Source organism: Caulobacter rhizosphaerae (assembly GCF_010977555.1).
Taxonomy (GTDB): domain Bacteria; phylum Pseudomonadota; class Alphaproteobacteria; order Caulobacterales; family Caulobacteraceae; genus Caulobacter; species Caulobacter rhizosphaerae.
On record NZ_CP048815.1, the window covers coordinates 4,917,937 to 4,943,369 of the forward strand.

The 25,433-nt window shown below is 70.5% G+C and carries 20 protein-coding genes; 17 read left to right on the plus strand and 3 right to left on the minus strand.

Annotated elements, in window-relative coordinates; genetic code table 11:
• Positions 1 to 131 precede the first annotated feature (131 nt).
• The 12 genes from carB to G3M57_RS22470 all read left to right on the plus strand — a co-directional run bounded on the left by carB (position 132) and on the right by G3M57_RS22470 (position 12,759).
• Positions 132 to 3,425 (plus strand): carbamoyl-phosphate synthase large subunit, encoded by a 3,294-nt coding sequence (gene carB, locus G3M57_RS22420; protein ID WP_163233130.1) that lies wholly within the window; start codon positions 132 to 134, stop codon positions 3,423 to 3,425.
• A 184-nt stretch (positions 3,426 to 3,609) separates the two neighbouring features.
• Positions 3,610 to 4,026, plus strand: a complete 417-nt coding sequence (locus G3M57_RS22425) for a Dabb family protein (protein ID WP_163233131.1) — start codon at positions 3,610 to 3,612, stop codon at positions 4,024 to 4,026.
• 83 nt (positions 4,027 to 4,109) lie between these two features.
• Positions 4,110 to 4,571 (plus strand): hypothetical protein, encoded by a 462-nt coding sequence (locus G3M57_RS27190; protein WP_208789704.1) that lies wholly within the window; start codon positions 4,110 to 4,112, stop codon positions 4,569 to 4,571.
• Positions 4,568 to 4,858 (plus strand): DUF1294 domain-containing protein, encoded by a 291-nt coding sequence (locus tag G3M57_RS27195; RefSeq protein ID WP_230983844.1) that lies wholly within the window; start codon positions 4,568 to 4,570, stop codon positions 4,856 to 4,858. Before G3M57_RS27190 ends, G3M57_RS27195 begins: the two co-directional genes overlap by 4 nt.
• 71 nt (positions 4,859 to 4,929) lie before the next feature.
• On the plus strand, positions 4,930 to 6,651 hold the full coding sequence (gene poxB, locus G3M57_RS22435; RefSeq protein ID WP_163233133.1) for a ubiquinone-dependent pyruvate dehydrogenase: 1,722 nt from the start codon (positions 4,930 to 4,932) through the stop codon (positions 6,649 to 6,651).
• A gap of 61 nt (positions 6,652 to 6,712) precedes the next feature.
• Entirely contained in the window at positions 6,713 to 7,375 is a 663-nt protein-coding gene (locus G3M57_RS22440; RefSeq protein ID WP_056762477.1) for a glutathione S-transferase family protein, read from the plus strand.
• A gap of 85 nt (positions 7,376 to 7,460) precedes the next feature.
• Positions 7,461 to 8,009 (plus strand): hypothetical protein, encoded by a 549-nt coding sequence (locus G3M57_RS22445; protein ID WP_163233134.1) that lies wholly within the window; start codon positions 7,461 to 7,463, stop codon positions 8,007 to 8,009.
• A gap of 193 nt (positions 8,010 to 8,202) precedes the next feature.
• On the plus strand, positions 8,203 to 8,676 hold the full coding sequence (gene greA / locus G3M57_RS22450; protein WP_056762473.1) for a transcription elongation factor GreA: 474 nt from the start codon (positions 8,203 to 8,205) through the stop codon (positions 8,674 to 8,676).
• Between the two features lie 71 nt (positions 8,677 to 8,747).
• Positions 8,748 to 9,941: a mitochondrial fission ELM1 family protein gene (locus tag G3M57_RS22455; protein ID WP_230983843.1), complete on the plus strand. Its 1,194-nt coding sequence runs from the start codon at positions 8,748 to 8,750 to the stop codon at positions 9,939 to 9,941.
• Between the two features lie 106 nt (positions 9,942 to 10,047).
• Positions 10,048 to 10,761, plus strand: a complete 714-nt coding sequence (locus tag G3M57_RS22460) for a cytidylyltransferase domain-containing protein (RefSeq protein ID WP_163233135.1) — start codon at positions 10,048 to 10,050, stop codon at positions 10,759 to 10,761.
• A complete protein-coding gene (gene pseG / locus G3M57_RS22465) occupies positions 10,758 to 11,840 on the plus strand; it encodes a UDP-2,4-diacetamido-2,4,6-trideoxy-beta-L-altropyranose hydrolase (RefSeq protein ID WP_269141732.1) in 1,083 nt (360 codons plus the stop codon). The genes G3M57_RS22460 and pseG overlap by 4 nt, the downstream gene beginning before the upstream one ends.
• Before the next feature lie 46 nt (positions 11,841 to 11,886).
• Complete coding sequence (locus G3M57_RS22470; RefSeq protein WP_163233136.1) at positions 11,887 to 12,759, plus strand: SDR family NAD(P)-dependent oxidoreductase; 873 nt, start codon at positions 11,887 to 11,889, stop codon at positions 12,757 to 12,759.
• A gap of 26 nt (positions 12,760 to 12,785) precedes the next feature.
• Here the strand turns inward: G3M57_RS22470 and pseI are convergent, their stop codons facing one another.
• Positions 12,786 to 13,838: a pseudaminic acid synthase gene (pseI, locus tag G3M57_RS22475; protein WP_163233137.1), complete on the minus strand. Its 1,053-nt coding sequence runs from the start codon at positions 13,836 to 13,838 to the stop codon at positions 12,786 to 12,788.
• Positions 13,839 to 13,992: 154 nt separating this feature from the next.
• Between pseI and trxB the strand changes: the two genes are divergently transcribed.
• Entirely contained in the window at positions 13,993 to 15,000 is a 1,008-nt protein-coding gene (trxB, locus tag G3M57_RS22480) for a thioredoxin-disulfide reductase (RefSeq protein ID WP_056762466.1), read from the plus strand.
• A 48-nt stretch (positions 15,001 to 15,048) separates the two neighbouring features.
• Here trxB and G3M57_RS22485 read toward each other — a convergent pair whose 3' ends face one another.
• Entirely contained in the window at positions 15,049 to 16,266 is a 1,218-nt protein-coding gene (locus G3M57_RS22485) for a cell wall hydrolase (RefSeq protein WP_308424040.1), read from the minus strand.
• Between the two features lie 16 nt (positions 16,267 to 16,282).
• Positions 16,283 to 16,762 (minus strand): Dps family protein, encoded by a 480-nt coding sequence (locus G3M57_RS22490; protein ID WP_056762463.1) that lies wholly within the window; start codon positions 16,760 to 16,762, stop codon positions 16,283 to 16,285.
• 71 nt (positions 16,763 to 16,833) lie between these two features.
• On the opposite strand from G3M57_RS22490, the gene G3M57_RS22495 reads away from it, so the two are divergent.
• The 4 genes from G3M57_RS22495 to G3M57_RS22510 all read left to right on the plus strand — a co-directional run bounded on the left by G3M57_RS22495 (position 16,834) and on the right by G3M57_RS22510 (position 25,423).
• Positions 16,834 to 19,251 (plus strand): hybrid sensor histidine kinase/response regulator, encoded by a 2,418-nt coding sequence (locus G3M57_RS22495; protein ID WP_056762461.1) that lies wholly within the window; start codon positions 16,834 to 16,836, stop codon positions 19,249 to 19,251.
• A gap of 117 nt (positions 19,252 to 19,368) precedes the next feature.
• A complete protein-coding gene (locus G3M57_RS22500; protein ID WP_163233138.1) occupies positions 19,369 to 22,434 on the plus strand; it encodes a DUF3857 domain-containing protein in 3,066 nt (1,021 codons plus the stop codon).
• Between the two features lie 242 nt (positions 22,435 to 22,676).
• Positions 22,677 to 23,762, plus strand: a complete 1,086-nt coding sequence (gene nadA, locus G3M57_RS22505) for a quinolinate synthase NadA (protein WP_373287714.1) — start codon at positions 22,677 to 22,679, stop codon at positions 23,760 to 23,762.
• A 125-nt stretch (positions 23,763 to 23,887) separates the two neighbouring features.
• Positions 23,888 to 25,423: an L-aspartate oxidase gene (locus tag G3M57_RS22510; protein WP_163233140.1), complete on the plus strand. Its 1,536-nt coding sequence runs from the start codon at positions 23,888 to 23,890 to the stop codon at positions 25,421 to 25,423.
• The last annotated feature ends 10 nt before the right edge of the window (positions 25,424 to 25,433 follow it).

The following is a 25,433-nucleotide window of genomic DNA, read 5'->3' on the forward strand; positions in this document are numbered from 1 at the left end:
GGTGACCACGGCCGGCGAAAGCACGCTTGCGCCAACCCGACTCCCTCTCTAAACGGGCGGCTTAACCTGCAAGATGGTCGGCAGCGGGCGCGCGGATGTGCGCGACCGTGTCTCTGCGCGCGAGTTTTCCGATGCCCAAAAGAACAGACATCTCCTCGATCCTGATCATCGGCGCCGGCCCGATCGTCATCGGCCAGGCGTGCGAGTTCGACTATTCGGGCGTCCAGGCCTGCAAGGCGCTGCGCGCCGAGGGCTACCGGATCATCCTGGTCAATTCGAATCCGGCCACGATCATGACCGACCCGGACGTGGCCGACGCGACCTATATCGAGCCGATCACGCCCGACATGGTCGCCAAGATCATCGAGAAGGAGCGGCCCGACGCCCTGCTGCCGACCATGGGCGGCCAGACCGCGCTGAACACCGCCCTGGCGCTGGAATCGGCCGGCGTGCTGGCCAAGTTCGGGGTCGAGATGATCGGCGCCAAGGCCGAGGTCATCGACAAGGCCGAGGACCGCCAGAAGTTCCGCGACGCCATGGACAAGCTGGGCCTGGAAAGCCCCCGCTCCAAGGCCGCCCATACGATGGAAGAGGCCCGCGACGGCCTGGAGTTCGTCGGCCTGCCGGCGATCATCCGCCCCAGCTTCACCCTGGCCGGCACCGGCGGCGGCATCGCCTACAATGTCGAGGAATTCGAGGAGATCGTCGCGCGCGGTCTCGACCTCTCCCCCACGACCGAAGTCCTGATCGAGGAAAGCGTCCTGGGCTGGAAGGAATACGAGATGGAGGTGGTCCGCGACACGGCGGACAACTGCATCATCGTCTGCTCGATCGAGAACATCGACCCGATGGGCGTCCACACCGGCGACTCGATCACCGTCGCCCCGGCCCTGACCCTGACGGACAAGGAATACCAGTGGATGCGCGCGGCCAGCATCGCCGTGCTGCGCGAGATCGGCGTCGAGACCGGCGGCTCCAACGTCCAGTTCGCGGTCAACCCGGCCGACGGTCGGATGGTCGTGATCGAGATGAACCCGCGGGTGTCGCGCTCGTCGGCCCTGGCGTCCAAGGCCACCGGCTTCCCGATCGCCAAGGTCGCCGCCCGCCTGGCGGTCGGCTACACCCTGGACGAGCTGAAGAACGACATCACCGGCGGCGCGACCCCGGCCTCGTTCGAGCCCAGCATCGACTATGTGGTCACCAAGATCCCGCGCTTCGCCTTCGAGAAGTATCCGGGCAGCGAGCCGCTGCTGACCACCGCCATGAAGTCGGTCGGTGAGGTGATGGCCATCGGCCGCACGTTCAAGGAAAGCGTCCAGAAGGCCCTGCGCGGGCTTGAGACGGGCCTGGCCGGCTTCGACGAGGTCGAGATCGCCGGGGCCGACGATCCAGACACCGGCCGCGCGGCCGTGATCCGCGCCCTGGGCACGCCGACGCCCGACCGGCTGCGGGTCATCGCCCAGGCCTTCCGCCACGGCCTGACCGTGGACGAGGTCAACGCCGCCTGCAGCTACGAGCCGTGGTTCCTGCGCCAGATCGCCGAGTTGGTGCGCCAGGAGGGCTGGGTCCGGGCCGGCGGCCTGCCGACCGACGCGCAAGGCTTCCGCGCCCTCAAGGCCCAGGGCTTCTCCGACGCCCGCCTGGCCAAGCTGGTCGGCGCCACCGAGACCGCCGTGCGCAAGGCCCGCCAGGCCCTGAACGTGCGTCCGGTGTTCAAGCGCATCGACAGCTGCGCCGGCGAGTTCGCGGCCACCACGCCCTACATGTACTCCACCTACGAGACCGGCGCCCTGGGCCAGGTCCCCGAATGCGAAAGCCTGCCGTCCGACCGCAAGAAGGCGGTGATCCTGGGCGGCGGTCCCAACCGGATCGGCCAGGGCATCGAGTTCGACTACTGCTGCTGCCACGCCGCCTTCGCCCTGGACCAGATCGGCGTCGAGTCGATCATGGTCAACTGCAACCCCGAGACCGTCTCGACCGACTACGACACCTCCGACCGCCTGTACTTCGAGCCCCTGACGGCCGAGGACGTGCTGGAGTTGCTGGCCGTCGAGCAGTCCAGGGGCCAGCTGGCCGGCGTCATCGTCCAGTTCGGCGGCCAGACGCCGCTGAAGCTGGCCCAGGCGCTGCAGGACGCGGGCGTCCCGATCCTGGGCACCAGCCCCGACGCCATCGACCTGGCCGAAGACCGCGAGCGCTTCCAGCAACTGCTGAACGGCCTGGACATCGCCCAGCCCGAGAACGCCATCGCCCGCACCTGGGACGAGGCCCGGGCCGAAGGCGACAAGATCGGCTTCCCGTTCGTGATGCGCCCGTCCTACGTGCTGGGCGGCCGGGGCATGGAGATCATCCGTGACCACGAGCACCTGGAACGCTACATCGCCAACACCGGCGAGATCTCGTTCGAGCACCCGATCCTGCTGGACCACTATCTGAGCCGCGCCACCGAGGTGGACGTCGACGCCCTGTGCGACGGGACCGACGTGTTCGTGGCCGGGGTGCTGGAGCACATCGAGGAAGCCGGCGTCCACTCGGGCGACAGCGCCTGCTCGATGCCGCCCTTCTCGCTCTCGGCCGCCACGGTCGAGGAGCTGAAGCGCCAGACCGTGAAGATGGCCCTGGCCCTGAACGTCCGTGGCCTGATGAACGTGCAGTTCGCCATCGAGGAGCCGCACTCGGAAAACCCGCGCATCTACGTGCTGGAGGTCAATCCCCGCGCCTCGCGCACCGTGCCGTTCGTGGCCAAGACCATCGGCCAGCCAGTGGCCGCCATCGCCGCCAAGATCATGGCCGGCGAGACCCTGGCCAGCTTCGGCCTGAAGGACGTCCCATACGACCACATCGCGGTCAAGGAAGCGGTGTTCCCGTTCGCCCGCTTCGCCGGCGTGGACACGGTGCTGGGCCCGGAAATGCGCTCGACCGGCGAAGTCATGGGTCTGGACTGGATCCGCGAGGGCGAGAACGGCCTGGGCCCGGCCTTCGCCCGCGCCTTCGCCAAGAGCCAGCTGGGCGGCGGGGTCAACCTGCCGACCGCCGGGACCGCGTTCGTCTCGGTCAAGGAAAGCGACCGCCCGTGGATCGTCGAGCCGGTGAAGCTGCTGCAGGCCGCGGGCTTCAAGGTGCTGTCCACCGTCGGCACCCGCGGCTACCTGGCCGAGCAGGGCGTCGAGGTCGAGCTGGTCAAGAAGGTGCTGGAAGGCCGGCCGCACATCGTCGATGTGATGAAGAACGGCGGCGTGCAGCTGGTGTTCAACACCACCGAAGGCAAGCAGGCGCTGGAGGACAGCTTCGAGATCCGCCGCACGGCGCTGATGATGAAGGTGCCCTACTACACCACCTCGGCCGGCGCCCTGGCCGCCGCCCAGGCCATCTCCTCGGCCCCCGCCGAGGCGCTGGAAGTGCGGCCGCTGCAGAGCTACCAATAGGAGTTATCCACAGGGCGGGTTAGGCCACACCTTGGCAATACCCTGAGGGAACTGGGCAGTAACGCGGCGAACCGCCGAGCCTGGATTTTGGGGACACGCCGCAAGGCCGTATCCCCAGCCACAGGGCGGCCGAAATCCAGGGAAGCCCGTTGCCTTCGCGCCGCCCGCGCGATAGCCCTGAGCCATGCCGCCTCTCGACCGCCGCGTCTTCCTGTCCGCCGCCCTGACCACCGGCGCCGCCGGCGGTTCGGCCCAGACCGCCTCCGGCCAGCCCGCGCCCAAGGAGGCGACCCATCCCGTGATCCACCACGCCCTCTTCTGGCTGAAGAACCCGGACTCCCAGGAAGACCGGGACCGCCTGATCGCGGGCGTGCAGACCCTGAAGGGCGTCGAGGTCGTCCGCCAGCTGTACGTCGGCACGCCGGCCTCGACCGAAAAGCGCGACGTCGTGGACAACAGCTACCACGTCTCCGAGGTGATGATCTTCGACAGCGTCGAGGACCAGGCCGCGTACCAGGTCCACCCGATCCACCAGAAATTCGTCAAGGACTGCGGCCACCTGTGGGCCCGCGTGGTCGTCTACGACAGCGCGACGCTCTGACAGGGGCGCCGTTACAGAGTCTCTGCCGGCCGCCCAAGCCTGTCCCGATTGAGCCCCACGCCACGCCAGGCTATGCCATGGATATGACCGCCGCCTATACCGACGACGCCGTCGCCGAGCTGGTTCACCGGCTGCTGGACCACTCCCTGCCCAAGGCCGAATGGACCCATGCCGCGCACATGGTCGCCACCCTGCGCCTGGTCCGTACACGGAACGAAGGCCTGGAGCGCGACATGCCGCGCATCATCCAGACCTACAACGTCGCGGTCGGCGGGGTGAACGACGACCACAATGGCTATCACGAGACCATCACCCAGGCTTACCTGGCCGCCATCCGCGCCTTCGTCACCGCCCTGCCGGCCGGGATTTCCGACGGCGAGGCCGCCGCGCAGCTGCTGGCCACGCCGATGGGCGACAAGGCCTGGCCGCTGGGCTTCTGGTCGCGCGAGCGGCTGTTCAGCGTGGAGGCTCGCCGGGGCTGGGTCGAGCCGGACCTGCGGCCGCTGGACGCCCCGCCGCTCCACCGGGCGGACGCCTCGGCGTGATCGCCCTGGCGGCGCTGGTCCTGGGCGTCCTGAACCTGGCGACCTTCCTGGTCTTCGGCTTGGACAAGCTGGCCGCCGCCGACGGCCGGTCGCGGGTTCCCGAGCGCCTCCTGCTGCTGCTGGCCGCGCTGGGCGGCAGCCCGGGCGCCCTGCTGGCCCGGCCGGTGTTCCGCCACAAGACCCGCAAGCAGCCGTTCGGCGCCTGGCTGGCCCTGATCGTGTTCGTGCAGGTCGCGGCGATCGTCGCCGGGCTGGCGGTCTGGTGGGCGCGCCACTACAGCCGATAAGCGCAAGACCATCGAACCCAAGGCCGCCAAGGGTGTTCAAGGTTTCCCACCCCAAGCCCCAAGGAACGGCGATGAAGCGAACAGCCGCCCACCTCATCGCCGAAACCCTGGAGGCGGCCGGCGTCAAGCGCGTCTACGGCGTGGCCGGCGACTCCCTCAACGGCTTCACCGACGCCCTGAGGGCGCGCGGAAAGATCGACTGGGTCCATGTGCGCCACGAGGAGGCCGCGGCGTTCGCGGCCGGGGCTGAGGCCCAGCTGACCGGCCAGGTCGCGGTCTGCGCCGGCAGCTGCGGTCCGGGCAACCTGCACCTGATCAACGGCCTGTTCGACGCCCAGCGCAGCGGCGCGCCCGTGCTGGCCATCGCCGCCCACATCCCCAGCACCGAGATCGGCATCGACTACTTCCAGGCCACCCACCCCGAGAGCCTTTTCAAGGACTGCAGCCACTATGTCGAGCTGGTCTCCCAGCCCGAGAACCTGCCGCAGGTGCTGGAGCGGGCCCTGCGCGTGGCCATCGCCCGCAAGGGCGTGGCGGTGGTGGTGATCTCGGGCGACGTGGCGCTGCGGCCGCTGGACGCGGCGCCGCCGACCTGGATCGCCCCGTCCCCGCCCCGGCTGGTCCCGCCGGAGCGCGACGTCGCCGCCCTGGCCGCCATCCTCAACGACTCCCAACGCATCACCCTGCTGTGCGGCGTCGGCTGCGCCGGCGCCCGCCAGCAGGTGCTGGCCCTGGCCGAGGCCCTGAAGGCCCCGATCGTCCACGCCCTGCGCGGCAAGGAAAGCCTCGAGCACGACAACCCCTACGACGTGGGCATGACCGGCTTCATCGGCTTCTCGTCGGGCTACGCGGCCATGAAGGCGTGCGAGACGCTGGTGATCCTGGGCTCGGGCTTTCCCTACCGCCAGTTCTATCCGGACAAGGCCAGGGTGGTGCAGGTCGACGCCAGTCCCGAGGCCCTGGGCAACCGTTGCCGCATCGAACTGGGCGTACTGGGCGACGTCGGCGAGACGCTGGACGCCCTGCTGCCCCGGCTGGCCGTCAAGACCGACCGCCGCTTCCTGGACAAGGCCCTCGCGCACTACGCCAAGGCCCGCGAAGGGCTGGACGCCCTGGCCGCGATCCCCCAAGGCGCCACGCAGATCCATCCGCAGCAGGTGTCGCGGGTGGTCAGCGACCTGGCGGCGCAGGACGCGATCTTCACCTGCGACGTCGGCACCCCCACCGTCTGGGCCGCGCGCTACCTGAAACTGAACGGCCGCCGGCGGCTGCTGGGCTCGTTCAACCACGGCTCGATGGCCAACGCGATGCTGCAGGCGATCGGCGCCCAGGCGGCGTTTCCGGACCGGCAGGTGGTGTCGATGTCCGGCGACGGCGGCTTCTCGATGATGATGGGCGACTTCATCAGCCTGTCGCAGTTGGGCCTGCCGGTGAAGGTGATCGTGCTCAACAACGGCACGCTGGGCTTCGTGGAGATGGAGATGAAGGCCGGCGGCTTCCTCGACACCGCCGTCGACCTGGTCAATCCCGACTTCGCCGCCATGGCCCAGGCCATGGGCGTCAAGGCCTTCCGCGTGGAGAGCCCGCAAGCCCTGGAGGCCGCGATCGCCGCGGCCTTCGCCCATCCCGGACCGGCCCTGGTGGACGTGGTCAGCGCCCGCCAGGAACTGGTCATGCCGCCCCGGATCGCCGCCCGCGAGGCCCACAACTTCGGGGTCTTCGCGCTGAAGGCGGTGCTGGACGGCCGGGCGGGCGAGTTGATCGACCTGGCCAAGGTCAACCTGCTGCGGTGACGGCCTCTTGACGGCGAGGGCCTTCGCCGTGCCCCCTGCGCCCCTGCCTGGGGGAGCCGCCATGATCGTCGTCCATCACCTGAACAACTCGCGCAGCCAGCGGGTGCTGTGGCTGCTGGAGGAACTGGGCGTCCCCTACGAGGTCAAGCGCTACCAGCGCGACGCCCAGACCATGCTGGCCCCGCCGGAGCTTTTGGCCGTCCATCCGCTGGGCAAGTCGCCGGTGGTCACCGACGGCGACAAGACGCTGGCCGAGACCGGGGCGATCGTCGAATATCTGGTCGAGACCTACGGCCAGGGCCGGCTGGTCCCCGCCGCCGGGACGCCCGAACGGCTGCGCTGGACCTACTGGCTGCACTACGCCGAGGGCTCGGCCATGACGCCGCTGCTGCTGAAGCTGGTGTTCACCGCCCTGCCGGCCCGCGCGCCGGGCCTGCTGAAGGGCCTGGTCAAGGCCATCGCCGCCAAGGCCCAGAGCGGCTTCGTCGACCCGCAGCTGAAGAGCCATATCGACTATTGGGAGGCCGAGTTGGCCAAGGCCGAATGGTTCGCCGGGCCGGACTTCACCGCCGCCGACATCATGATGAGCTTCCCGCTCGAGGCCGGCGCCGCCCGGGCCGGGGCGGCTTCGCGCCCGCACGTGAAGGCGTTCCTGGACCGCATCCACGCCCGCCCGGCCTATCGCCAGGCCCTGGAGCGCGGCGGGCCGTACGACTACGCGTGAGGATGTCGACGACGGGCGAAAACGGACATTGCTTCACCCCGGGAGAGCCTACATCGTGACGGCCTGATCAGCGCGGGAGGCGGTGTTGCAATTGGCGGCGATGGCGGGCGTGGCGGCGATGGCGACGACGTCCGTGGCTTGGGCTCAGGCCGAAATTCCGGTCTGCTCGGCGCCGTTCGACACGCTGCTCGGAAAACAGATCTTCGACGCCCAACCTTCCCCCGCGCCGACGACGGCGGCCAGGCCGACCGCGCCCATCGTCACCCACGGCAGGGCCAAACTCTACCGTACACTGCTGCGAGAACGGGCCAAGCAGGCGCCGAACTTTGCGGGCCACTACACGATCATTGAGATCGGCTGCGGGGCCGGCGCCCGTTGTCCGGCGATCGTCGACGCCCAGACGGGCAAGGTGTTCTTCCCGCCGGAACTGAGGGTCGCCGAAGCCTTGCTGATGGACGTCGGCGAGGCCGATTTCGAGACGCTGAACTATCGGCTCGACAGTCGCGTTCTCGTGGTCGTTGGAACGCCCAACGAGAACTTCGGGCGTGAAGGGATCTACTACTACGTCTGGCGTGACGACCAGCTCGCTCTGTTTCGCTTTCTTCCCGCGGCCAAGATCTGCGGACCCGGCTAGTCGCCCTGCAAAGGACATTCGGAACAAGCCATGCGCAAGCGCGCTTGATCCTCGTCGACAACGCGATCAAGCTTCACTTTACGGGCGGGTACTTGCTTATCGCCAGCGCGGCGCCTATCCTCTCAGCCCCCGGTCGTCCGCGCCAACGTCCGGGAGTCTTCCTCCCTTTGGGCGAACCGAGCTAAAATCCGCAATGGAAAAAGTGCCGATGACCGCCGGGGGTTACCAGACCCTCGACGAAGAACTGAAGCGTTTGAAGACCATCGAACGGCCGGCGGTGATCGCCGCGATTTCCGAGGCGCGCCAGCATGGCGACCTGTCGGAAAACGCCGAGTACCACGCGGCCAAGGAACGCCAGGGCTGGATCGAAGGCCGGATCGCCGAGATCGAGGACAAGATCGCCCGCGCCCAGGTCATCGACGTCTCGAAACTGTCGGGCACCCAGGTGAAGTTCGGCGCGACGGTCAGCGTCGTCGACGAGGACACCGAGGAAGAGGCCCGCTACCAGATCGTCGGCGACCACGAGGCCGACGTGAAGTCGGGCCGCATCTCGCTGAGCTCGCCGCTGTCGCGCGCCATGATCGGCAAGGAAGTCGGCGAGGTGGTCGAGGTCAACACGCCCGGCGGCGTGAAGGCCTACGAGATCCTCAAGGTCGAATGGGTCTAGCTTAAGCCCCATTCCAGGGACATTGCAGACGACGCGCCGGCCGCTCAAGCTTGCCGGCGCGTCGCTTTGCTATGGCCGGGATCACCGACGTGGTTGAAAAGAAGACATCCGAGGCGACAGGGCCAAAGCCCGCCAGGGGTCGCAAGACCCCGGCCAACGCGGCCGCCGCGCCCCGGCCGGAATCGCGCCCCGGGGCCGTCGAGACGGCCGCGCCCGAGCCGCCCGCGCCTGAGCTGACGCCTCCGCCCGCGCCCGAAACCCTCGCCCCCGAACTATCCTCCCGCGATCCGATCGTCATCTGGGCGATCTCGGACGGCCGGGCCGGAATCGAGGCCCAGGCCGTGGGCCTGGCCGAGGCCGTGGCCCGCCAGGTCCCGGCCCGCATCGTCGTCAAGCGCGTGGGCTGGAGCGGCCGGACCGGCCGCCTGCCCTGGTGGGCCAACTGGCTGCCGCGCCGCTGGCTGACGCCGGAGAGCGAGATCCAGCCCCCCTGGCCCGACCTGTGGGTCGCCGCCGGCCGCGCCACCCTGCCCCTGTCGATCCGCGCCAAGCGGTGGTCGGGCGGCAAGACCTATGTCGTCCAGATCCAGGACCCGCGTGTGCCGGCCCACATGTTCGACCTGGTCATCCCGCCCCGGCACGACCGCCTGTCGGGCGACAACGTCCTGCCGATCACCGGCTCGCCGCACCGGGTCACGGCCGAGCGGCTGGACAGCGAATACGCCCGGTTCCGGGACCAGATCGACGCCCTGCCCCGGCCGCGCGTGGCGGTGCTGCTGGGCGGCAAGTCCCGGGCCTTCGACCTGTCGGCGGTGCGCGCCGCCGAGATGGCCCACCAGATCCAGCTGCCGCTGGAGCAGGAGGGCGGCAGCCTGCTAATGACCTTCTCGCGGCGCACGCCCGAGCCGGCCAAGGCCCTGCTGACCGCCCGCCTGCGCCACCTGCCGGGGATCATCTGGGACGGAACCGGGGCCAACCCCTATTTCGCCTTCCTGGCCGCGGCCGACTACATCCTGGTCACCGAGGACTCCACCAACATGGCCACCGAGGCGGCCTCGACGGGCAAGCCGGTGTTCATCCTGAAGATGGATGGGACCAGCCTGAAGTTTCGCCTGTTCCACCAGGAGCTGGAGAGCCTGGGCGCCGCTCGCCCCTATGGCGGGGCCTTCCACGGCTGGACCTACGCGCCCGTCGACGAGACAGCGCGCGCGGCGGCCGAGGTGGTGGCGCGGATGGACGCCCGGACGCGTGGCGCCGCGACCTAAGGTTCGTCGCCCTCGCCTTGTCTTCTCCCGCGTCGGCGCCGACCGCGTTGCGTCGTCTGGCCGGCCGGGCGATCATGCGGTCTCTCCCGTTCCGGAAAGCGCGTTCTTGATCCTCGCCGTCCTCCAGGCCCGCATGGGTTCCGAACGCCTGCCGGGCCGGCCGTCGATGCCGCTGGCCCGGGCGCCGCTGGTCGTGCGCCAGATCGAGCGGATGGCCCGGGCCCGGCGCGTGGACAGGATCGTCGTCTCGACCACCACCGACCCGGCCGACGACGCCCTGGAGGCCGTGGTCCGGCGCGAGGCGATCGCCGTCCACCGCGGCCCGCCGCAGGACGAACTGGCCCGGCTGGCCGGGGCGCTGGAAGCTCACCCGGCCGACCACGTGGTGCGGATCGGCGACGACAGTCCGCTGGTCGACCCCGACCTGATCGACGCGACGATCGACCTGCACCTGTCCGAACAGGCCGACCACACCACCAACCGCTCGCCGGGGGCGGCCTTTCCGGCCGGCCAGGGGGTCGAGGTGATCACCGCCGACGGCCTGCGCCGCCTGGCGGCCGACAGCGCGGCCCTGCGGCTGCGGGCGGGCGACGCGCGCGAGACGCCGCCGCCGGTCCGTTGGTCGTCCCTGGCCCTGCTGGCCCAGCCCGACCAGGGCGAGGTGCGCTGGGCGGTCGAGGGTCCGGCCGACTACGCCTTCGTCGCGGCGGTCTATGATGTCCTGTACCCGGCCAACCGCGCCTTCACCTCGGCCGACGTGCGGCGGCTGCTGGAACAGCGGCCAGACCTGGCGAGCTTCGGCGGGGTGAGACGGCTGTGAGAATCAAGGGCCCGCTCTCCTCCCCCCGCATCCTGTTCGTCGCCGACGCCGGTCCCGCCGTGGGCGGCGGCCACGTGATGCGCAGCCTGACCCTGGCCCGGGCCCTGGCCGACGAGGGCGCGGCCTGCGCCTTCATCGCCACGCCCGCCGTGGCGACGGTGCTGGACGCGTTCGGCGCCGACGTGGCGCGGGTCGAGGCCGCCGCCGCCACGCCGGCCGACCTGGTCACGGCCGCGGCGCGCGCGGCCCAGGACGTCGACGCCGTGGTCATCGACCACTACGGCCTGTCCGCGCCCGATCACCGCGCCATCGCCGGCGACAGGCCCGTCCTGGTCATCGACGACCTGGCCGACCGGCCCCTGGCCGCCGACCTGGTTCTCGACTCCGGCCCGGCCCGGGCGGCGGCGGACTATGACGGCCTGCTCCCGCCGCACGCCGAGCTGCTGCTGGGCCCCAGCCACGCCCCGGTTCGCCCCGCCTTCGCCGCCCTGCGCCGCGAGGCCCTGGTCCGCCGCGCGAACGCGCCGCCGGTGCGGCGCATCCTGGTGTCGCTGGGCCTGACCGACGTGGGCGGGATCACCGGCCGGGTCGTGGACCTGATCCTGCCGCACCTGACGACGGGCGGGGCCGGCAAGGCCGTGCTCGACGTGGTTCTGGGGGCCGGCGCGTCCAGCCTGCCGGGCCTGCGGGCCCTCGCCGCCCGCGACCCCCGATTGGCCCTGCACGTCGACAGCCAGGACATGCCGCGCCTGACCCTGGAGGCGGACCTGGCCGTCGGGGCCGGCGGCTCCAGCAGCTGGGAGCGCTGCGTCCTGGCCCTGCCGACCCTGCTGCTGGTGCTGGCCGCCAACCAGGGCGAGGCCAGCCAGGCCCTGGCCGAGGCCGACGCCGTCCTGGCCCTGGACGTCGCCGAGCCAGGCTTCGAGGCGGCCTTCGCGACGGAGCTTTGCCGCCTGCTGGCGGACCCGGCGCTGCGCGACCGCCTGTCGGCCGCTTCGGCCGCCGTCTGCGACGGACGCGGGGCGGCGCGGGTCGCGGCGCACTTCCTGGACCTGATCGCGCGGCGTCAGGCTGGATAACGGCGTTCACCTGCTTCATCTTGGCCGTGACCAGGGGAGCGAAAGCATGAACGGCCAAGCCAGCAGATCCGTCATCGTCACCGGCGCCTCCACCGGCATCGGCTGGGCCGTGGCCCAGGTGCTGACCCAGCGCGGCTTCCACGTGTTCGGCAGCGTGCGCAAGGCCGCCGACGCCGAACGACTGACCGCGGCCTTCGGCCCGGCCGTCACCCCGCTGATATTCGATGTCACCGACGAGGCCGCCGTGCGCGCGGCCGCCGGCCAGGTCGAGACGGCGCTGGACGGGCGTCCGCTGGCCGGCCTGGTCAACAACGCCGGCATCGCCGTCGCCGGCCCGCTGCTGCACCTGCCGATCGACGAATGGCGCAGGCAGCTGGAGGTCAACCTGACGGGGGTGGTGATCGCCACCCAGGCCTTCGCGCCGCTAGTCGGGGCGCGCTTGCCGGTCGCTGGCCGGCCAGGGCGGCCAGGACGGATCGTCAACATCGGCTCGGTCGGCGGCCGCAACGCCAATCCCTTCATGGCTCCCTACTGCACCAGCAAGTTCGGGCTGGAGGGCCTGTCGGAATCCCTGCGCCGCGAGCTTTTGCCGTTCGGCGTCGACCTGGTGGTGATCGCCCCCGGCGCGGTGGCCACGCCGATCTGGGACAAGGCCGACGAAACCGACACCAGCGCCTATGCCGACACGGTCTACGGCCCCGCCCTGGAGCGGCTGCGCGCCTACATGCTGTCGATCGGCAAGTCGGGCCTGCCCGCCGAACGGATCGGCGAGGCGGTCCACACCGCCCTGACCGTCGCCCGGCCCAAGGTCCGCTACACGATCACGCCGCAACCGATGCAGATGCTGATGGCCGACCTTCTGCCCAAGCGGACGCTGGACCGGATCGTCGGCAAGCGGCTGGGTCTGCTGCCGGAATAGCCTGGCTCCCGCACGGGAGAGGCCGCCTACCCGACCATGTCCCAGGCCAGCGGCTCGCCGCGCTTCAGGGCGCGAGCGGCCGGGCGGCCCAGCACGGCGTCGTAGTCGGCCGGCGGCAAGCCGTTGCCCGGGCGCACCGAGCGGACGTTGGCCCGGGTCAGGGTCTCGCCGGCCGCCACGTCGGCGGTGACGTAGAGCGAGCGGCGGAACTGGCGGTTGCCGCGCTCGCTGCCCAGCAGGTCGTAGTTCACGCCGCCCAGGGCCTTCCAGGCGTTGCGGGTGTCGTCGCACAGGGCGCGGAACTCGGCCGGCTCCAGGCTGAAGGCCGCGTCGGGGCCGCCGTCGGCGCGGGCCAGGGTGAAGTGCTTCTCCACCGCGCAGGCGCCCAGCGACACCGCGGCCACCGAGGCGGCCGTGCCCGGCGTGTGGTCCGACAGGCCGATCGGGCAGCCGAACCGCTGGGCCATGTCGACCACGGTGCGGACATTGGCGTCCTCAAAGCTGGCCGGATAGCTGGACACGCAGTGCAGCAGCAGCACGCCCGCCGCGCCGGCTTCCAGGGCGGTGTCCAGGGCGGCCTGCATCTCGGCCAGGTTGGCCATGCCGGTCGAGATGATCAGCGGCCTGCCCTGCCGGGCGGCGTAGCGGATCAGCGGCAGGTCGACGGCCTCGAACGAGGCGATCTTGTAGGCGGGGGCGTCCAGGCCGGCCAGCAGGTCGACGGCGGTCTCGTCGAACGGGCTGGAAAAGATCGTCACGCCCCGCTTGGCGGCGCGCTCGAACAGGGCGCCGTGCCATTCGTAGGGGGTCTGGGCCTCCTGGTAGAGCTCATGCAGGCTGCGCCCGTCCCACAGGCCGCCGTGGATCCTGAATTCGGGCCGGTCGACGTCCAGGGTGATGGTGTCGGCGGTATAGGTCTGCAGCTTGATGGCGTCGCAGCCGGTGTCGGCGGCGGCGTCGACCATCTCCAGAGCGCGGTCCAGGCTGCCGTTGTGGTTCCCCGACAGCTCGCAGATCACGTAGGGCGGGTGGTCGGCGCCGATCTTGCGGCCGGCGATCTCGATGAAGGGGGCGGTCATGGACGGGCTCGTGGGGCTTTCGTCCATATTAACCCTGAAATCGTGGACGAGGCGTTGATCGCCTCATGGGGCTCAGGCCGGGTCAATGATCGAGTCTCCGATGGCGAAAGCCGACCCGTCGCGCTCCGGCGGAATCGGCCCTATATCTGTGCCCATGTCGACTCCCGAACCCCGCCACACCCGCTGCCTGATCATCGGATCCGGTCCCGCCGGCTACACCGCCGCCATCTACGCCGCCCGCGCGCTGCTGAAGCCCGTGCTGATCGCCGGCATCCAGCCGGGCGGCCAGCTGACGATCACCACCGACGTCGAGAACTATCCCGGCTTCGCCGACGTCATCCAGGGCCCCTGGCTGATGGACCAGATGAAGGCCCAGGCCGAGCACGTGGGCACCGAGTTCGTCAGCGACATCGTGCTGAGCGCGGACCTGTCCAAGCGCCCGTTCCACCTCAAGACCGACAGCGGCCAGGAGTGGTTCGCCGAGACCCTGATCATCGCCACCGGCGCCCAGGCCAAGTGGCTGGGCCTGGAGAGCGAGAGCCGGTTCCAGGGCTTTGGCGTGTCGGCCTGCGCCACCTGCGACGGCTTCTTCTATCGCAACAAGGAGGTGGTCGTGGTCGGCGGCGGCAACACCGCCGTGGAAGAGGCTCTGTTCCTGACCAGCTTCGCCAGCAAGGTCACCCTGGTGCACCGCAAGGACGAACTGCGGGCCGAGATGATCCTGCAGGAGCGCCTGCTGGCCCATCCCAAGATCGAGGTGATCTGGGACAGCGCCATCGACGAGGTGCTGGGCGACACCGATCCGATGGGCGTCACCGGCGTGCGCCTGAAGAACGTCAAGACCGGCCAGACCCAGACCGTCAAATGCGACGGCGTGTTCATCGCCATCGGCCACGCCCCGTCGTCGGAGCTGTTCAAGGACCAGCTGGAAACCCACGCCGGCGGCTATCTGAGCGTCAAGCCGGGCACGACATCGACCGCCGTGGCCGGCGTCTATGCGGCCGGCGACGTCACCGACGACATCTACCGCCAGGCGGTCACCGCCGCCGGCATGGGCTGCATGGCCGCCCTGGAAGCCGTGCGCTTCCTGGCCGAGGAAGACCACAAGAAGGCCCATCACCCGATCAGCCATCACGAGGCCGAGAAGATCGGGGTCTGGTAGGCGCGAGATTGGGGACAGGCGCATGCGCCTGTCCCCGCCCGTGTCCCCTTAATCCAGCCGGTTGACCAGGCTCGGCGGCCGGGCCTTCGGCTTGGGGGGCGGCGGCGGAGGCGGCGGGGCGGCTTCGACGGGCTTGACCGTGGCGTCGACCGGCGGCGCCTCCAGCACGCCCAGGGCCTTGTTGATCCTGTCGATCTCTTCCGGCGTCGGCAGGCGGCGGCCGCCGCGCATGGCCGCGGCCGGGTCGCCGGTCATCGGCGGCAGGATCTCGACCACGCCCTCGGGGCTGACGATCTTGGCCGACTCGCCGGTGGCCACGGGGACCAGCGCCTCGCGGCCCGTCGCAACGGCGGCCAGGGATCCGGGCGGGGCCGCCTCCAAGGTGCGAGGGTCGGCGCCCATCAGGATGTCGGCCGACACCGTCTCGTCGCCCGAATAGCGGCCTCGGAAGGCCGCCTGCGTGCCCGACGGCCCCGTCCAGCGATAGAAGACGTGGGTGCCGATGGTGCGCAGCTTGACCAGGGTCGGCGCCCAGTACGGATAGACGTAGGCGGCGTGGTAGTGGGTGGCGGCGCCGACGTCCTTCATCACGTGGCCGGCCAGGGCCTGCCTGGCGACAATCTCGGCGTTGGTCCAGACCACGGGACTGATCGGCCGCTGCAGCGAGCCGTCGCAGGTGAAGCTGAACTGGCAGCCCGTGCCGCGCGCCGCGCCCTCGTAGATGACGCCGCAGACCGACTTGGGATAGCCGGGGTGGCGCACCCGGTTGATCACCGTCTGGGCCACCGCCCGCTGGCCCTCGATCGGCTCGAAGCCGGCCTCGAAATAGACTGCCTGGGTCATGCACAGCAGGGCCTTGTCGCGCTGGTCCTTGGCGCCGGTCAGCACGAACGGTCGCGACGCCTCCACGGCCAGGGGCGACGCGGCCTTGAGGCCGTTGATGATCCGCGCCTCCTCGAAGTCCGGGTCGCGGTCGCCCAGGCGCGGGATCAGGTGAAGGTCCAGCTTCTCCCAGCCCTGCACCCGACCCCAGTAGTCCTTGTGCGGCCGCGGGTCGTGCCGGCGGGCCAGGGCCAGCATGGCCGGATCCATGTCGGCCGCGTAGCGCGCGAGTCCGGCGTCCGACAGCGATCCGGCGATGGTCGTCAGAGCGGCCGCCCGGCCCGACCCGGCGGGAACGCGCCCGACCGCGCACGCGGAAAGGCCGCCGAGGACGACGAGCGCCCCGACGGCCTTGACCATCGACTGTCGATCTAGTTCGGGCACGAAGGCTCCAGGGCGATCACTTTCCGCCGAGCGTGGAGCGGATCATCCAGGCGTGCTTCTCGTGGGCCGCCAGGCGCTGGGTATAGAGGTCGGCGGTGGCCTCATCGCCGGCGTCGTCGGCGGCCTTGAACGCATCGCGCAGGGTGGCGATCACCGTCTCGTTGTCGGCCAGCAGCTCCTGGAACATGCCCTCCCACTCCTTCTCGGCGTCGCCGTCCTTGATGCTGGACAGGTTGCCGAACGCTCCGTAGCCCATCGGCGCCAGTTCGCCCAGGGCGCGGATGCGCTCGGCGATGGCGTCCAGGGCCGTCCACTGCTCGGTGTACTGGCCTTCCAGCAGCACGTGCAGCGCCTGGAAGTTGGGGCCGCGCACGTTCCAGTGATAGCCATGGGTCTTCAGATACAGCGCATAGCTGTCCGCCAGAACCTTGTTCAATCCCGCCACGACGTCGGCGCGTTGTTTCGCGGTGAAGCCGGTGTTCAGGTTCGCGGCCATCGTGATCTCCCGTGTTGCGTGTCCTAGGTAAGCGTGTCCATGCTTCAGGCAAGCGGTTATGTACGAGCCCCATGAAGATTGAAGATCCCCACGCAAAAGCCGGTGGGCGCGCTTGGCCTGACACGGTAAGCGCGTGGCTCATTCCGGGGATCCCGCCGCCGGCCTGGCGGGCCGTCCTGGTGACGGTCGCCGCGATCCTGGCGGCGATGGGCCTGAGAATCGCCCTGCTGGGCCTGACCGCCGGAGTCGGGGCGACCCAGACCTTCTTCCCCGCCATGATCCTGGTCACGCTCTACGCCGGCTGGCGGTGGGGACTGGCGCCGATCGCGGCGGGCCTGGTCTTCGCCGGCTGGCTGCTCGGCGCCTTCCGGGGCGAGGCCATGAACCGCAGCCAGATCGCCACCCTGGTGCTGTTCGTGATCTCGTCGCTGATCACCACCGCCGTGGCCGCCGGCTTGCGCGCCAGCATGCTCAAGCTGGCCGAGGCGCGCCGGCGACAGTCCGAGGCCGAGTCCCGCCTGCAGGTCACCCAGACCTCGGCCGGGGTCGGCCCCTGGGAGTGGGATATCCGCAACAACATCCTGGACCTGTCGCTGACCGCGCGCCGCAACCTGGGCCTGCCGCTCGAGGGACCGCTCGACCTGGACCGGCTGGTCGAGGTGATCCATCCCGACGACCGCGCGCGGGTCCAGGCCACGCTGCGCGACGCGGTGAAGGGCGGTCACTACGAGGTGGAATACCGGCTGGCGCGCCATCCGGACGGCGAACGCTGGATCCACGGCCGCGGCGAGGTGATCCGCGACGAGGCGGGCCGCGGCGTGCGCATGCTGGGGGTCAATTTCGAAGTCACCCAGCGCCGCCGAGCCGAGGAGAGCCTGCGCGAGAGCGAGGCCCGCTTCCGCGCCCTGGCCGACAGCGCCCCGGCGCTGATGTGGATCAGCGGCGACGACGGCGTGCGGATCTTCGTCAACGCCGCCTATGTCGAGTTCGCGGGCGTGACCTATGAGGAGGCCCTGGTGCTGGACTGGCGCTCGCGCCTGCACGCCGACGACCTGCCGGCCATTCTCAAGGCCCAGATCGCCGGCGAGGCCTCGCGTCGGCCGTTCAGCCTGCAGGGCCGCTACCGCCGGGCCGACGGCCAGATGCGCTGGCTCAAGTCGTTCTCGCAGCCGCGCCTGGGGCCGGGCGGCGAGTTCATCGGCTTCATCGGCATCGCCTTCGACGTCACCGAGGCCAAGGAGGCTGAGGCCAAGCTGACGGGCCTGAACGAGCTGCTGGCCGACCGCGTGCAGGAGGCCCTGGCCGAGCGCGACGCCGCCCAGGCCGCCCTGACCCAGTCGCAGAAGCTGGAGGCGATCGGCCAGCTGACCGGCGGGGTGGCCCACGACTTCAACAACCTGCTGACCGTGATCATCGGCGCGCTGGACGTGCTGCAGCGCAATCCCGACGACGACAAGCGGCGCGGGCGCATGCTGGAGGCCGCCCAGTCGGCGGCCCGGCGCGGCGAGAAGCTGACCCAGCACCTGTTGGCCTTCGCCCGCCGCCAGCCGCTGAACCCCGAGATCTGCCGCATCGACACGATGATCGCCGACAGCGAGAGCCTGCTGCGCCGCGCGGTCGGGGAAGGCGTCGACCTGGTCCTGGACCTGAAGGCCGGCGGCCGCACCACCCTGACCGATTCCGGCCAGTTCGAGGCCGCCCTGCTGAACCTGGTGGTCAACGCCCGCGACGCCACCCCGCCCGGCGGCCGCATCACCATCGCTTCGCAGGGCGTTGACCTGACCGAGCCGGAAAGCGAGCTGCCGGCCGGCCGCTATCTGCGCGTGGCCGTGCGCGACACCGGGGCGGGTATGGAGGCCGAGACCCTGGAGCGGGCCTTCGAGCCCTTCTACACCACCAAGCCGGTCGGCAAGGGCACGGGCCTGGGCCTGTCGCAGGTCTATGGCTTCGTGCGCCAGAGCGGCGGCGAGGTCAGCATCGAGTCCGAACTGGGCGTCGGCACGAGCGTGGCCATGATGCTGCCGGTGCGCGAAGCCTTTTCGCCGGTCGAGGTGCGGGCCGTCCAGCCGCCGGCCACCCGCGCCACCTCCCACGTGCTGCTGGTCGAGGACGACGCCGAGGTGGGCGACCTGATCGCGGCGATGATCGACGAGTTGGGCCACATGGTCAGCCGCGCCGCCACCGCCGACGAGGCCCTGGCCATCGCCCGAACCGACCCGACCGTGGCCCTGGTGATCACCGACGTGATCATGCCGGGCGGCAAGAGCGGGGTCGACCTGGCCGTGACCCTGTCGCACGAGCGGCCCGAGCTGCCGATCCTGCTCAGCTCCGGCTACACCGGCCAGGAACTGGTCCGCGCCCACGAGACCCCCTGGCCCCTGCTGCGCAAGCCCTACGCCCTGGACGCCCTGGCCCAGGCCATGGCCGACGCCTGGGACCGCCACGCGCCGGCCAAGTCGGTGAGGAAGGGCGGGAAGGCGAAGGGGTAGGCAGCGCCCTCTCGGCGGCGTCCAGGCCGCGACACGCTCCGCTTGGGGTTGCGCACGATCGGCGGCGCGCTAAGCTGCGCCGTTCGGGGGATTGCAATGATTGTAAAAGCGTTAGCCATGGCGGCTGTCACCGCCACGGCGAGTGCCGTCGTCGCCGCGCCGGCGTCGGTCCGGGCGGCGGCGAATCACAGGGCGCCGGCGGAAGGCCGTACGGTGCTCTACGGCGCACCCGCCCCCTGGGTGAAGCCGGCCGAGGCGCCGCCCGCGCCAACGGCCACGCCGGGCGCGGCCTACGTCTATCAGCTGATCGACCAGCAGGTCCGCATAAGCGCCGACGGCGACGAAACCTATACTGACGTGGTCTTCAAGATCCTGACCGAGGAGGGGCTCGCGGCGGGCTCGCTCAAGCTGGATTGGGACCCCGCCTCCGAGATCATAACCGTCCATCGCCTGGTCATCCTGCGTGATGGCGAGGCGATCGACGTTCTCAAGTCCGACAAGTTCGAGATCCTGCGCCGCGAAACCAATCTGGAATCGGCGATGCTGGACGGACGCCTGACAGCCGCCCTCCAGGTCAAGGGGCTGCGGGTCGGCGACTCGCTGGCCTTCACCATCTCCCGCCGCTACCGCGATCCCGTCCCCGGCGCGCGCAGCGAATGGCGCTCGTCCGTGGACCATGCCGGCGTCGCGCCGCGGGTTCGGATTCGCGCGCTGTGGACCAAGGACCGGCCGATGCGCTGGCTCAAGGGCTCGGACCTGCCCGCGCCAGTGGTCAGCGAGACGGAAGCCGGCGGCGAACTGCTGCTGGACCTCAAGGACATCAAGGCCCCTCAAGCGCCCACCGGCGCGCCGATGCGCTACGCCTATATCGACCAGTTGTCGTTGAGCGGCTTCGAGACCTGGGCCCAGGTGTCCAGCCTGATGGCGCCGTACTACGCCCGGGCCGCGACGCTGGAAGCGGGTTCGCCATTGAAGGCCGAGGCGGACAAGATCAAGGCGGCCAGCGCGGACCCCGCCGTACGCGCGGCCCTGGCCCTGAAGCTGGTGCAATCGCAGGTGCGCTACGTCTTCGTCGGCCTGGACGGCGGTGGTCGCAAGCCCTCGGCCGCCGACGAGACCTGGCGTCACCGCTTTGGAGACTGCAAGGGCAAGACCGCCCTGCTGCTGGCCCTCCTCAGCCAGTTGGACATCCCGGCCGAGGCGGCGCTGGTCAATTCCAGCGGCCAGGGCGACGGCCTCGACCAGCGTCTGCCCGGGCAGGACATGTTCGATCACGTCCTCGTCCGCGCGACGGTCAATGGCCAGACCTACTGGCTGGATGGCACGCGGTCGGGCGACGAGAACATCGCCAATCTCGACGTGCCGCCCTTCCGCTGGGCCCTGCCCCTGCGTGCGAACGGCGCGGACCTGGAGAAGATGGAACCCCGCCCCCTCCTCAGACCCTACAGCGAGACGGTCATGCGGGTGGACGCCTCGGCGGGCGCCGATGTCCCGGCGGAGGTCACCATCCAGGCGATCCAGCGCGGCGACCAGGCGATCGAGACCAACCGGCAAATCTCCAGCCAGCCGCGCGACGAAGTGGTTCGCGCCAGCCTGCGATCCTGGAGCGAGCAGATCAGCTGGGTCGACTTCACCGATATCGACTGGACGTATGACGCCAACGCCGCCCTGTTCGTCGCCAACCTGCGCGGCAAGGGCAAGATCCACTGGTGGCCCGTCGCGGGCGGCCTGCGCCAGTGGGACTTGGACGGCGCCGCTCTGACCTACACCAGCTTCCAGCGCGACAGCGCGATGGACACCAAGGCGCCCTATGGCGTGGCCTATCCGTCCTTCGGTCGCTGGGTGACCGCGGTCATCCTTCCCGACGGCGGCGAGGGATATCAGACCAACGGCCGCTCGCTGAACGAGGTGGTCGGCGGGGCAAAGGTGCTGCGCGCCTATGACCAGTCACACGGTCGGGTGACGGTGATCCGCAGCCTGCGCACCGTCGCCAGCGAAATCTCGGCCGAGGACGCCAAGGTCTCGACGCAGCGGGCGCGGGAAGGCGTCGGCGTGGTGGCCATCCGCGCCATCGACAAGGACTCCAAGGAGGCGCCGAAGGTCGCGCCCCAGCCGGTCGACCGGGGACCTCTGTCGGCGGGTTACGACGCCTGGGCCAACGACCGCCAGGATCTCGCGTCGCGCCTGTTCCAGAAGGCGCGGGACGCCCAGCCGACCGAGGACGCGGCGTGGAGCGCGCTGGTCAATCTGGCGGTCTCGCGCAAGGACTACGCCGGGGCCCTGAAGCTCTGCGATCAGGCCGCGCGCAAAAGCGCCTCGCCGCAGCAGGTCTGGCAGGCCAACCGCGCCGGCGTCCTGATCGCGGCGGACCGGGCCGAAGAGGCCGTCGCCGAACTCGAGAAGGCTCTGTCGGCCAAGCCCGACGACAAGAACCTGCTGCTGATCCTGGCCCGTGCGCATGGCCATCTGAAGAAGATGGACCTGGCGCGAAAGGACCTTGATCGAGGCTTGGCCGCGGCGCCGACCGACACCGAGCTTCAACGTGCGCGGGGCTGGGCGGCCTTGGAAGCCAAGGACTATGACGACGCCGTAGCCCGCTTCGAGGCGCTGGTGGCGGCGGAGCCCGACAACATCTACCGGCTGATGAACCTTTCTCACGCCTACCAGATGGCCAAACGGCCGGAGGCGGCGCTTCGCGAAGCCGACGAGGCCCTGCGCATCGATCCGTTCGACACGGACGCCCTGACCTGGCGGGCCGAGTTGCTCCAGCGGCAGAAGCGGTTCGACCTCGCGCTGGCCGACGCCGAGACGATCGTGACGTTGCGCCCGGACATCGCCTCGTCGTGGAATTCGCGCTGCTGGGCGCGCGCCGTCGCGGGGGTGGAGTTGGACAAGGCCTTGGCCGACTGCAACGCCTCCCTGAAGCTGCGGCCGCGCAGCGCGTCGATCCTGGACAGTCGGGCGCTTACCCAGTTGCGTCGGGGTGAACTGAAGGCCGCCCTAGCCGACTACGACGCCGCGCTCGCCGTCGAGCCCAAGCAGGCCGCTTCGCTGTACGGCCGCGGATTGGTCAAGCAGAAGCTCGGCGACAGGACGGGCGGCCAGGCCGATCTGCAAGCCGCCGTCGCCCTGGAGCCGGAGGTCGCCGAACGCTTCGAGAGCTATGGCCTCAAGGCGGGCTGAACCCGCCTGGGCCGGAGCGGATCGCCGAGGACGAACTCCGCCCCTCGCGCCCGCCGAACACGGATTTTCTCGGCCGCCCTTTGCAAGCCGCCGCGGAAGGTCTATATGTGATCCATCCCTTTTGCTCAAATTCAGCATAAGGGGCGACGCCGAGGCGGGGAAACCCTCCGTTTCCGGCGTTTTTTGAGGCCCTTGAAATGCTCACATTGAGCATAAGTGAGGTTCACATGGCTGACGGTTTCGTGGCGGACGGTTTCGCGCCCCTCGCCTTCACCCCCGATGTCGAGGCCCAGACCGCGGCGATGTGGGACAAGGTCAAGCACCATGTGACCCCGCTCGAATGGCGGGCGCACGCGCCGCTGATCGCCGAGATCAACCGGCTGAAGCGCGAGAAGAACGCCGTCATCCTGGCCCACAACTACATGACGCCCGAGATCTTCCACGGCGTGGGCGACTTCGTGGGCGACAGCCTGGCCCTGGCCCGCGAGGCCGCCAAGTGCGACGCGGCCGTGATCGTGCAGGCCGGCGTGCACTTCATGGCCGAGACCAGCAAGGTGCTGGCCCCGGAGAAGCGCGTGCTGATCCCCGACCTGCGGGCCGGCTGCAGCCTGGCCTCCTCGATCACCGGCGCCGACGTGCGGCTGATCAAGCAGCGCCACCCGGGCGTGCCGGTGGTCACCTATGTCAACACCACCGCCGACGTGAAGGCCGAGACCGACATCTGCTGCACCAGCGCCAACGCCGTGCAGGTGGTGGAGTGGGCCGCGCGCGAATGGGGCGTCGACAAGGTGATCCTGATCCCCGACGAGTTCCTGGCCCGCAACGTCGCCCGCCAGACCGCGGTGAAGATCATCGCCTGGGCCGGCCGCTGCGAGGTGCACGAGCGCTTCACCGCCCAGGACATCGCCGACATGCGCTTCGCCTGGCCCGAGGCCGAGATCCTGGCCCACCCCGAGTGCCCGGCCGAGATCCTGGAAGCGGCCGACTTCGCCGGCTCGACGGCGGCGATGAACGACTATGTGGCGCTGCGCAAACCCAAGCAGGTGGTGCTGATCACCGAGTGCTCGATGGCCTCCAACGTCCAGGCCGAAAGCCCGGGCACCCAGTTCATCGGCCCCTGCAACCTGTGCCCGCACATGAAGCGGATCAGCCTGCGGAACATCTACGACGCCCTGGTCCACGACCAGTACGAGGTGACGGTCGACCCCGGCGTCCAGATCCGCGCCAAGCTGGCCGTCCAGCGGATGATCGACCTGCCGCCGCCGCTGGTTCCGGCGCGGTACGACCTGGTCAAGGCCAAGCACCACGTGGACGTGGAGCTGATCTAAGACCGCCGCGTCGACGCCCTCGTCCTTCGACAAGCTCAGGATGAGGGCGACTGAGCCGCAATAGATATCCTCATGCTGAGCCTGTCGAAGCACGAGGATATCGGCCCCTGAGAGGAGCCGCTTCGTTGACCCACGATCGCATCACCTTCGACGGCCCCGTGATCCTCGGGGCGGGCCTGGCGGGCCTGACCGCCGCCCTGGCCGCCGCGCCGCGCAAGGCGTTGGTGCTGTCGCCGACGCCGCTGGCCACCGGCTGCTCCAGCGCCTGGGCGCAGGGCGGCATGGCCGCGGCCTTGTCGGACGAGGACGCCCCGGCCCTGCACGCCGCTGACACGATCGCGGCCGGGGCGGGTCTCTGTGATCCGGCCGCCGTCGCCTTGCTGACCGCCGAAGGCCCCGCCGCCGTCCGCGCCCTCGCCGCCCTGGGCGCCCCGTTCGACCGTCAGGCGGACGGCGGCTTCGTCCTGAGCCTGGAAGCCGCCCACGCCAAGGCCCGGGTGGCCCGGGTCGGCGGCGACGGAGCCGGGGCGGCGATCATGGCCGCGGTCATCGCCGCCGTCCGCGCCGCGCCGTCGATCGAGGTTCGCGAGAACGCCCGGGCCCGTCGGCTGCTCCAGGACGCGGCCGGCCGCGTCGTCGGCCTGATCGCCGAGATCGACGGCGCCCTGGTCGAGATCATCGCGCCGGCCGTGATCCTGGCCACCGGCGGGGTGGGCGGCCTCTACGCCGTCACCACCACGCCGGCCCAGGTGCGCGGCGAGGGCCTGGGCCTGGCCGCCCTGGCCGGGGCGGAAATCGCCGATCCGGAGTTCGTGCAGTTCCACCCCACGGCCATCGACATCGGCCGCGACCCCGCGCCCCTGGCCACCGAGGCCCTGCGCGGCGAAGGGGCGATCCTGCGCAACGCCCCCTTGGGCGACAAGAACGGCCGCGCCTTCATGGCCGACTACCACCCGGCCAAGGAACTGGCCCCACGCGATGTCGTGGCCCGCGCCATCCATGCCGAACGGGCGGCCGGCCGCGGCGCGTTCCTGGACGCCACGGCGGCGGTGGGCGAGCACTTCCCGCACGAATTCCCGGCCGTGTTCGCCGCCTGCATGAGGGCCGGGATCGACCCGCGCGTCCAGCCGATCCCCGTGACCCCGGCCGTGCACTACCACATGGGCGGGGTGGCCACGGACCTCGACGGCCGCACCAGCCTGCCGGGCCTGCTGGCCGCCGGCGAGTGCGCCAGCACGGGGGTGCACGGCGCCAACCGTCTGGCCTCCAACAGCCTGCTGGAAGCGGCGGTGTTCGGGGCCCGGGCCGGCCGGGCCGCGCGTGACCTCGTCATGGGCGGCGCGCCCCTGGCCGCCGCGCCGACGCCCGACCTGCCGGACTCCGCCCTCCAGGCCCTGCGCCAGGCCATGAGCCGCGACGCCGGGGTGATCCGCGACGCCGACGGCCTGTCCCGCCTGGTCGCCATCCTGGACGCGCTGGAGACCGTCCACGGCCCAGCCCCCACCCTGGTCGCCGCCCAACTGATCGCCCGCGCCGCCCTGGCCCGCCAGGAAAGCCGAGGCGGCCATTTCCGCGCCGACTTTCCCGCTACGGCTCTGCCGGAGCGGACCTTCGTCACCCTGGACGCTTCCGACGCCGGCTTGCGCTACGCGGCGGAATAGCGGCACATAA

What these genes read in the sequence shown, in the direction of transcription:
- G3M57_RS22470 (WP_163233136.1), top strand. Translation starts at nt 11,887, where the DNA reads ATGAACGGCCAAGCCAGCAGATCCGTCATCGTCACCGGCGCCTCCACC.
- G3M57_RS27190 (WP_208789704.1), top strand. Translation starts at nt 4,110, where the DNA reads ATGACCGCCGCCTATACCGACGACGCCGTCGCCGAGCTGGTTCACCGG.
- G3M57_RS22490 (WP_056762463.1), bottom strand. Translation starts at nt 16,762, where the DNA reads ATGGCCGCGAACCTGAACACCGGCTTCACCGCGAAACAACGCGCCGAC.
- trxB (WP_056762466.1), top strand. Translation starts at nt 13,993, where the DNA reads ATGTCGACTCCCGAACCCCGCCACACCCGCTGCCTGATCATCGGATCC.
- carB (WP_163233130.1), top strand. Translation starts at nt 132, where the DNA reads ATGCCCAAAAGAACAGACATCTCCTCGATCCTGATCATCGGCGCCGGC.
- G3M57_RS22495 (WP_056762461.1), top strand. Translation starts at nt 16,834, where the DNA reads ATGAAGATTGAAGATCCCCACGCAAAAGCCGGTGGGCGCGCTTGGCCT.
- greA (WP_056762473.1), top strand. Translation starts at nt 8,203, where the DNA reads ATGGAAAAAGTGCCGATGACCGCCGGGGGTTACCAGACCCTCGACGAA.
- pseI (WP_163233137.1), bottom strand. Translation starts at nt 13,838, where the DNA reads ATGACCGCCCCCTTCATCGAGATCGCCGGCCGCAAGATCGGCGCCGAC.
- G3M57_RS22455 (WP_230983843.1), top strand. Translation starts at nt 8,748, where the DNA reads ATGGCCGGGATCACCGACGTGGTTGAAAAGAAGACATCCGAGGCGACA.
- G3M57_RS22440 (WP_056762477.1), top strand. Translation starts at nt 6,713, where the DNA reads ATGATCGTCGTCCATCACCTGAACAACTCGCGCAGCCAGCGGGTGCTG.
- poxB (WP_163233133.1), top strand. Translation starts at nt 4,930, where the DNA reads ATGAAGCGAACAGCCGCCCACCTCATCGCCGAAACCCTGGAGGCGGCC.
- G3M57_RS22500 (WP_163233138.1), top strand. Translation starts at nt 19,369, where the DNA reads ATGGCGGCTGTCACCGCCACGGCGAGTGCCGTCGTCGCCGCGCCGGCG.
- G3M57_RS22425 (WP_163233131.1), top strand. Translation starts at nt 3,610, where the DNA reads ATGCCGCCTCTCGACCGCCGCGTCTTCCTGTCCGCCGCCCTGACCACC.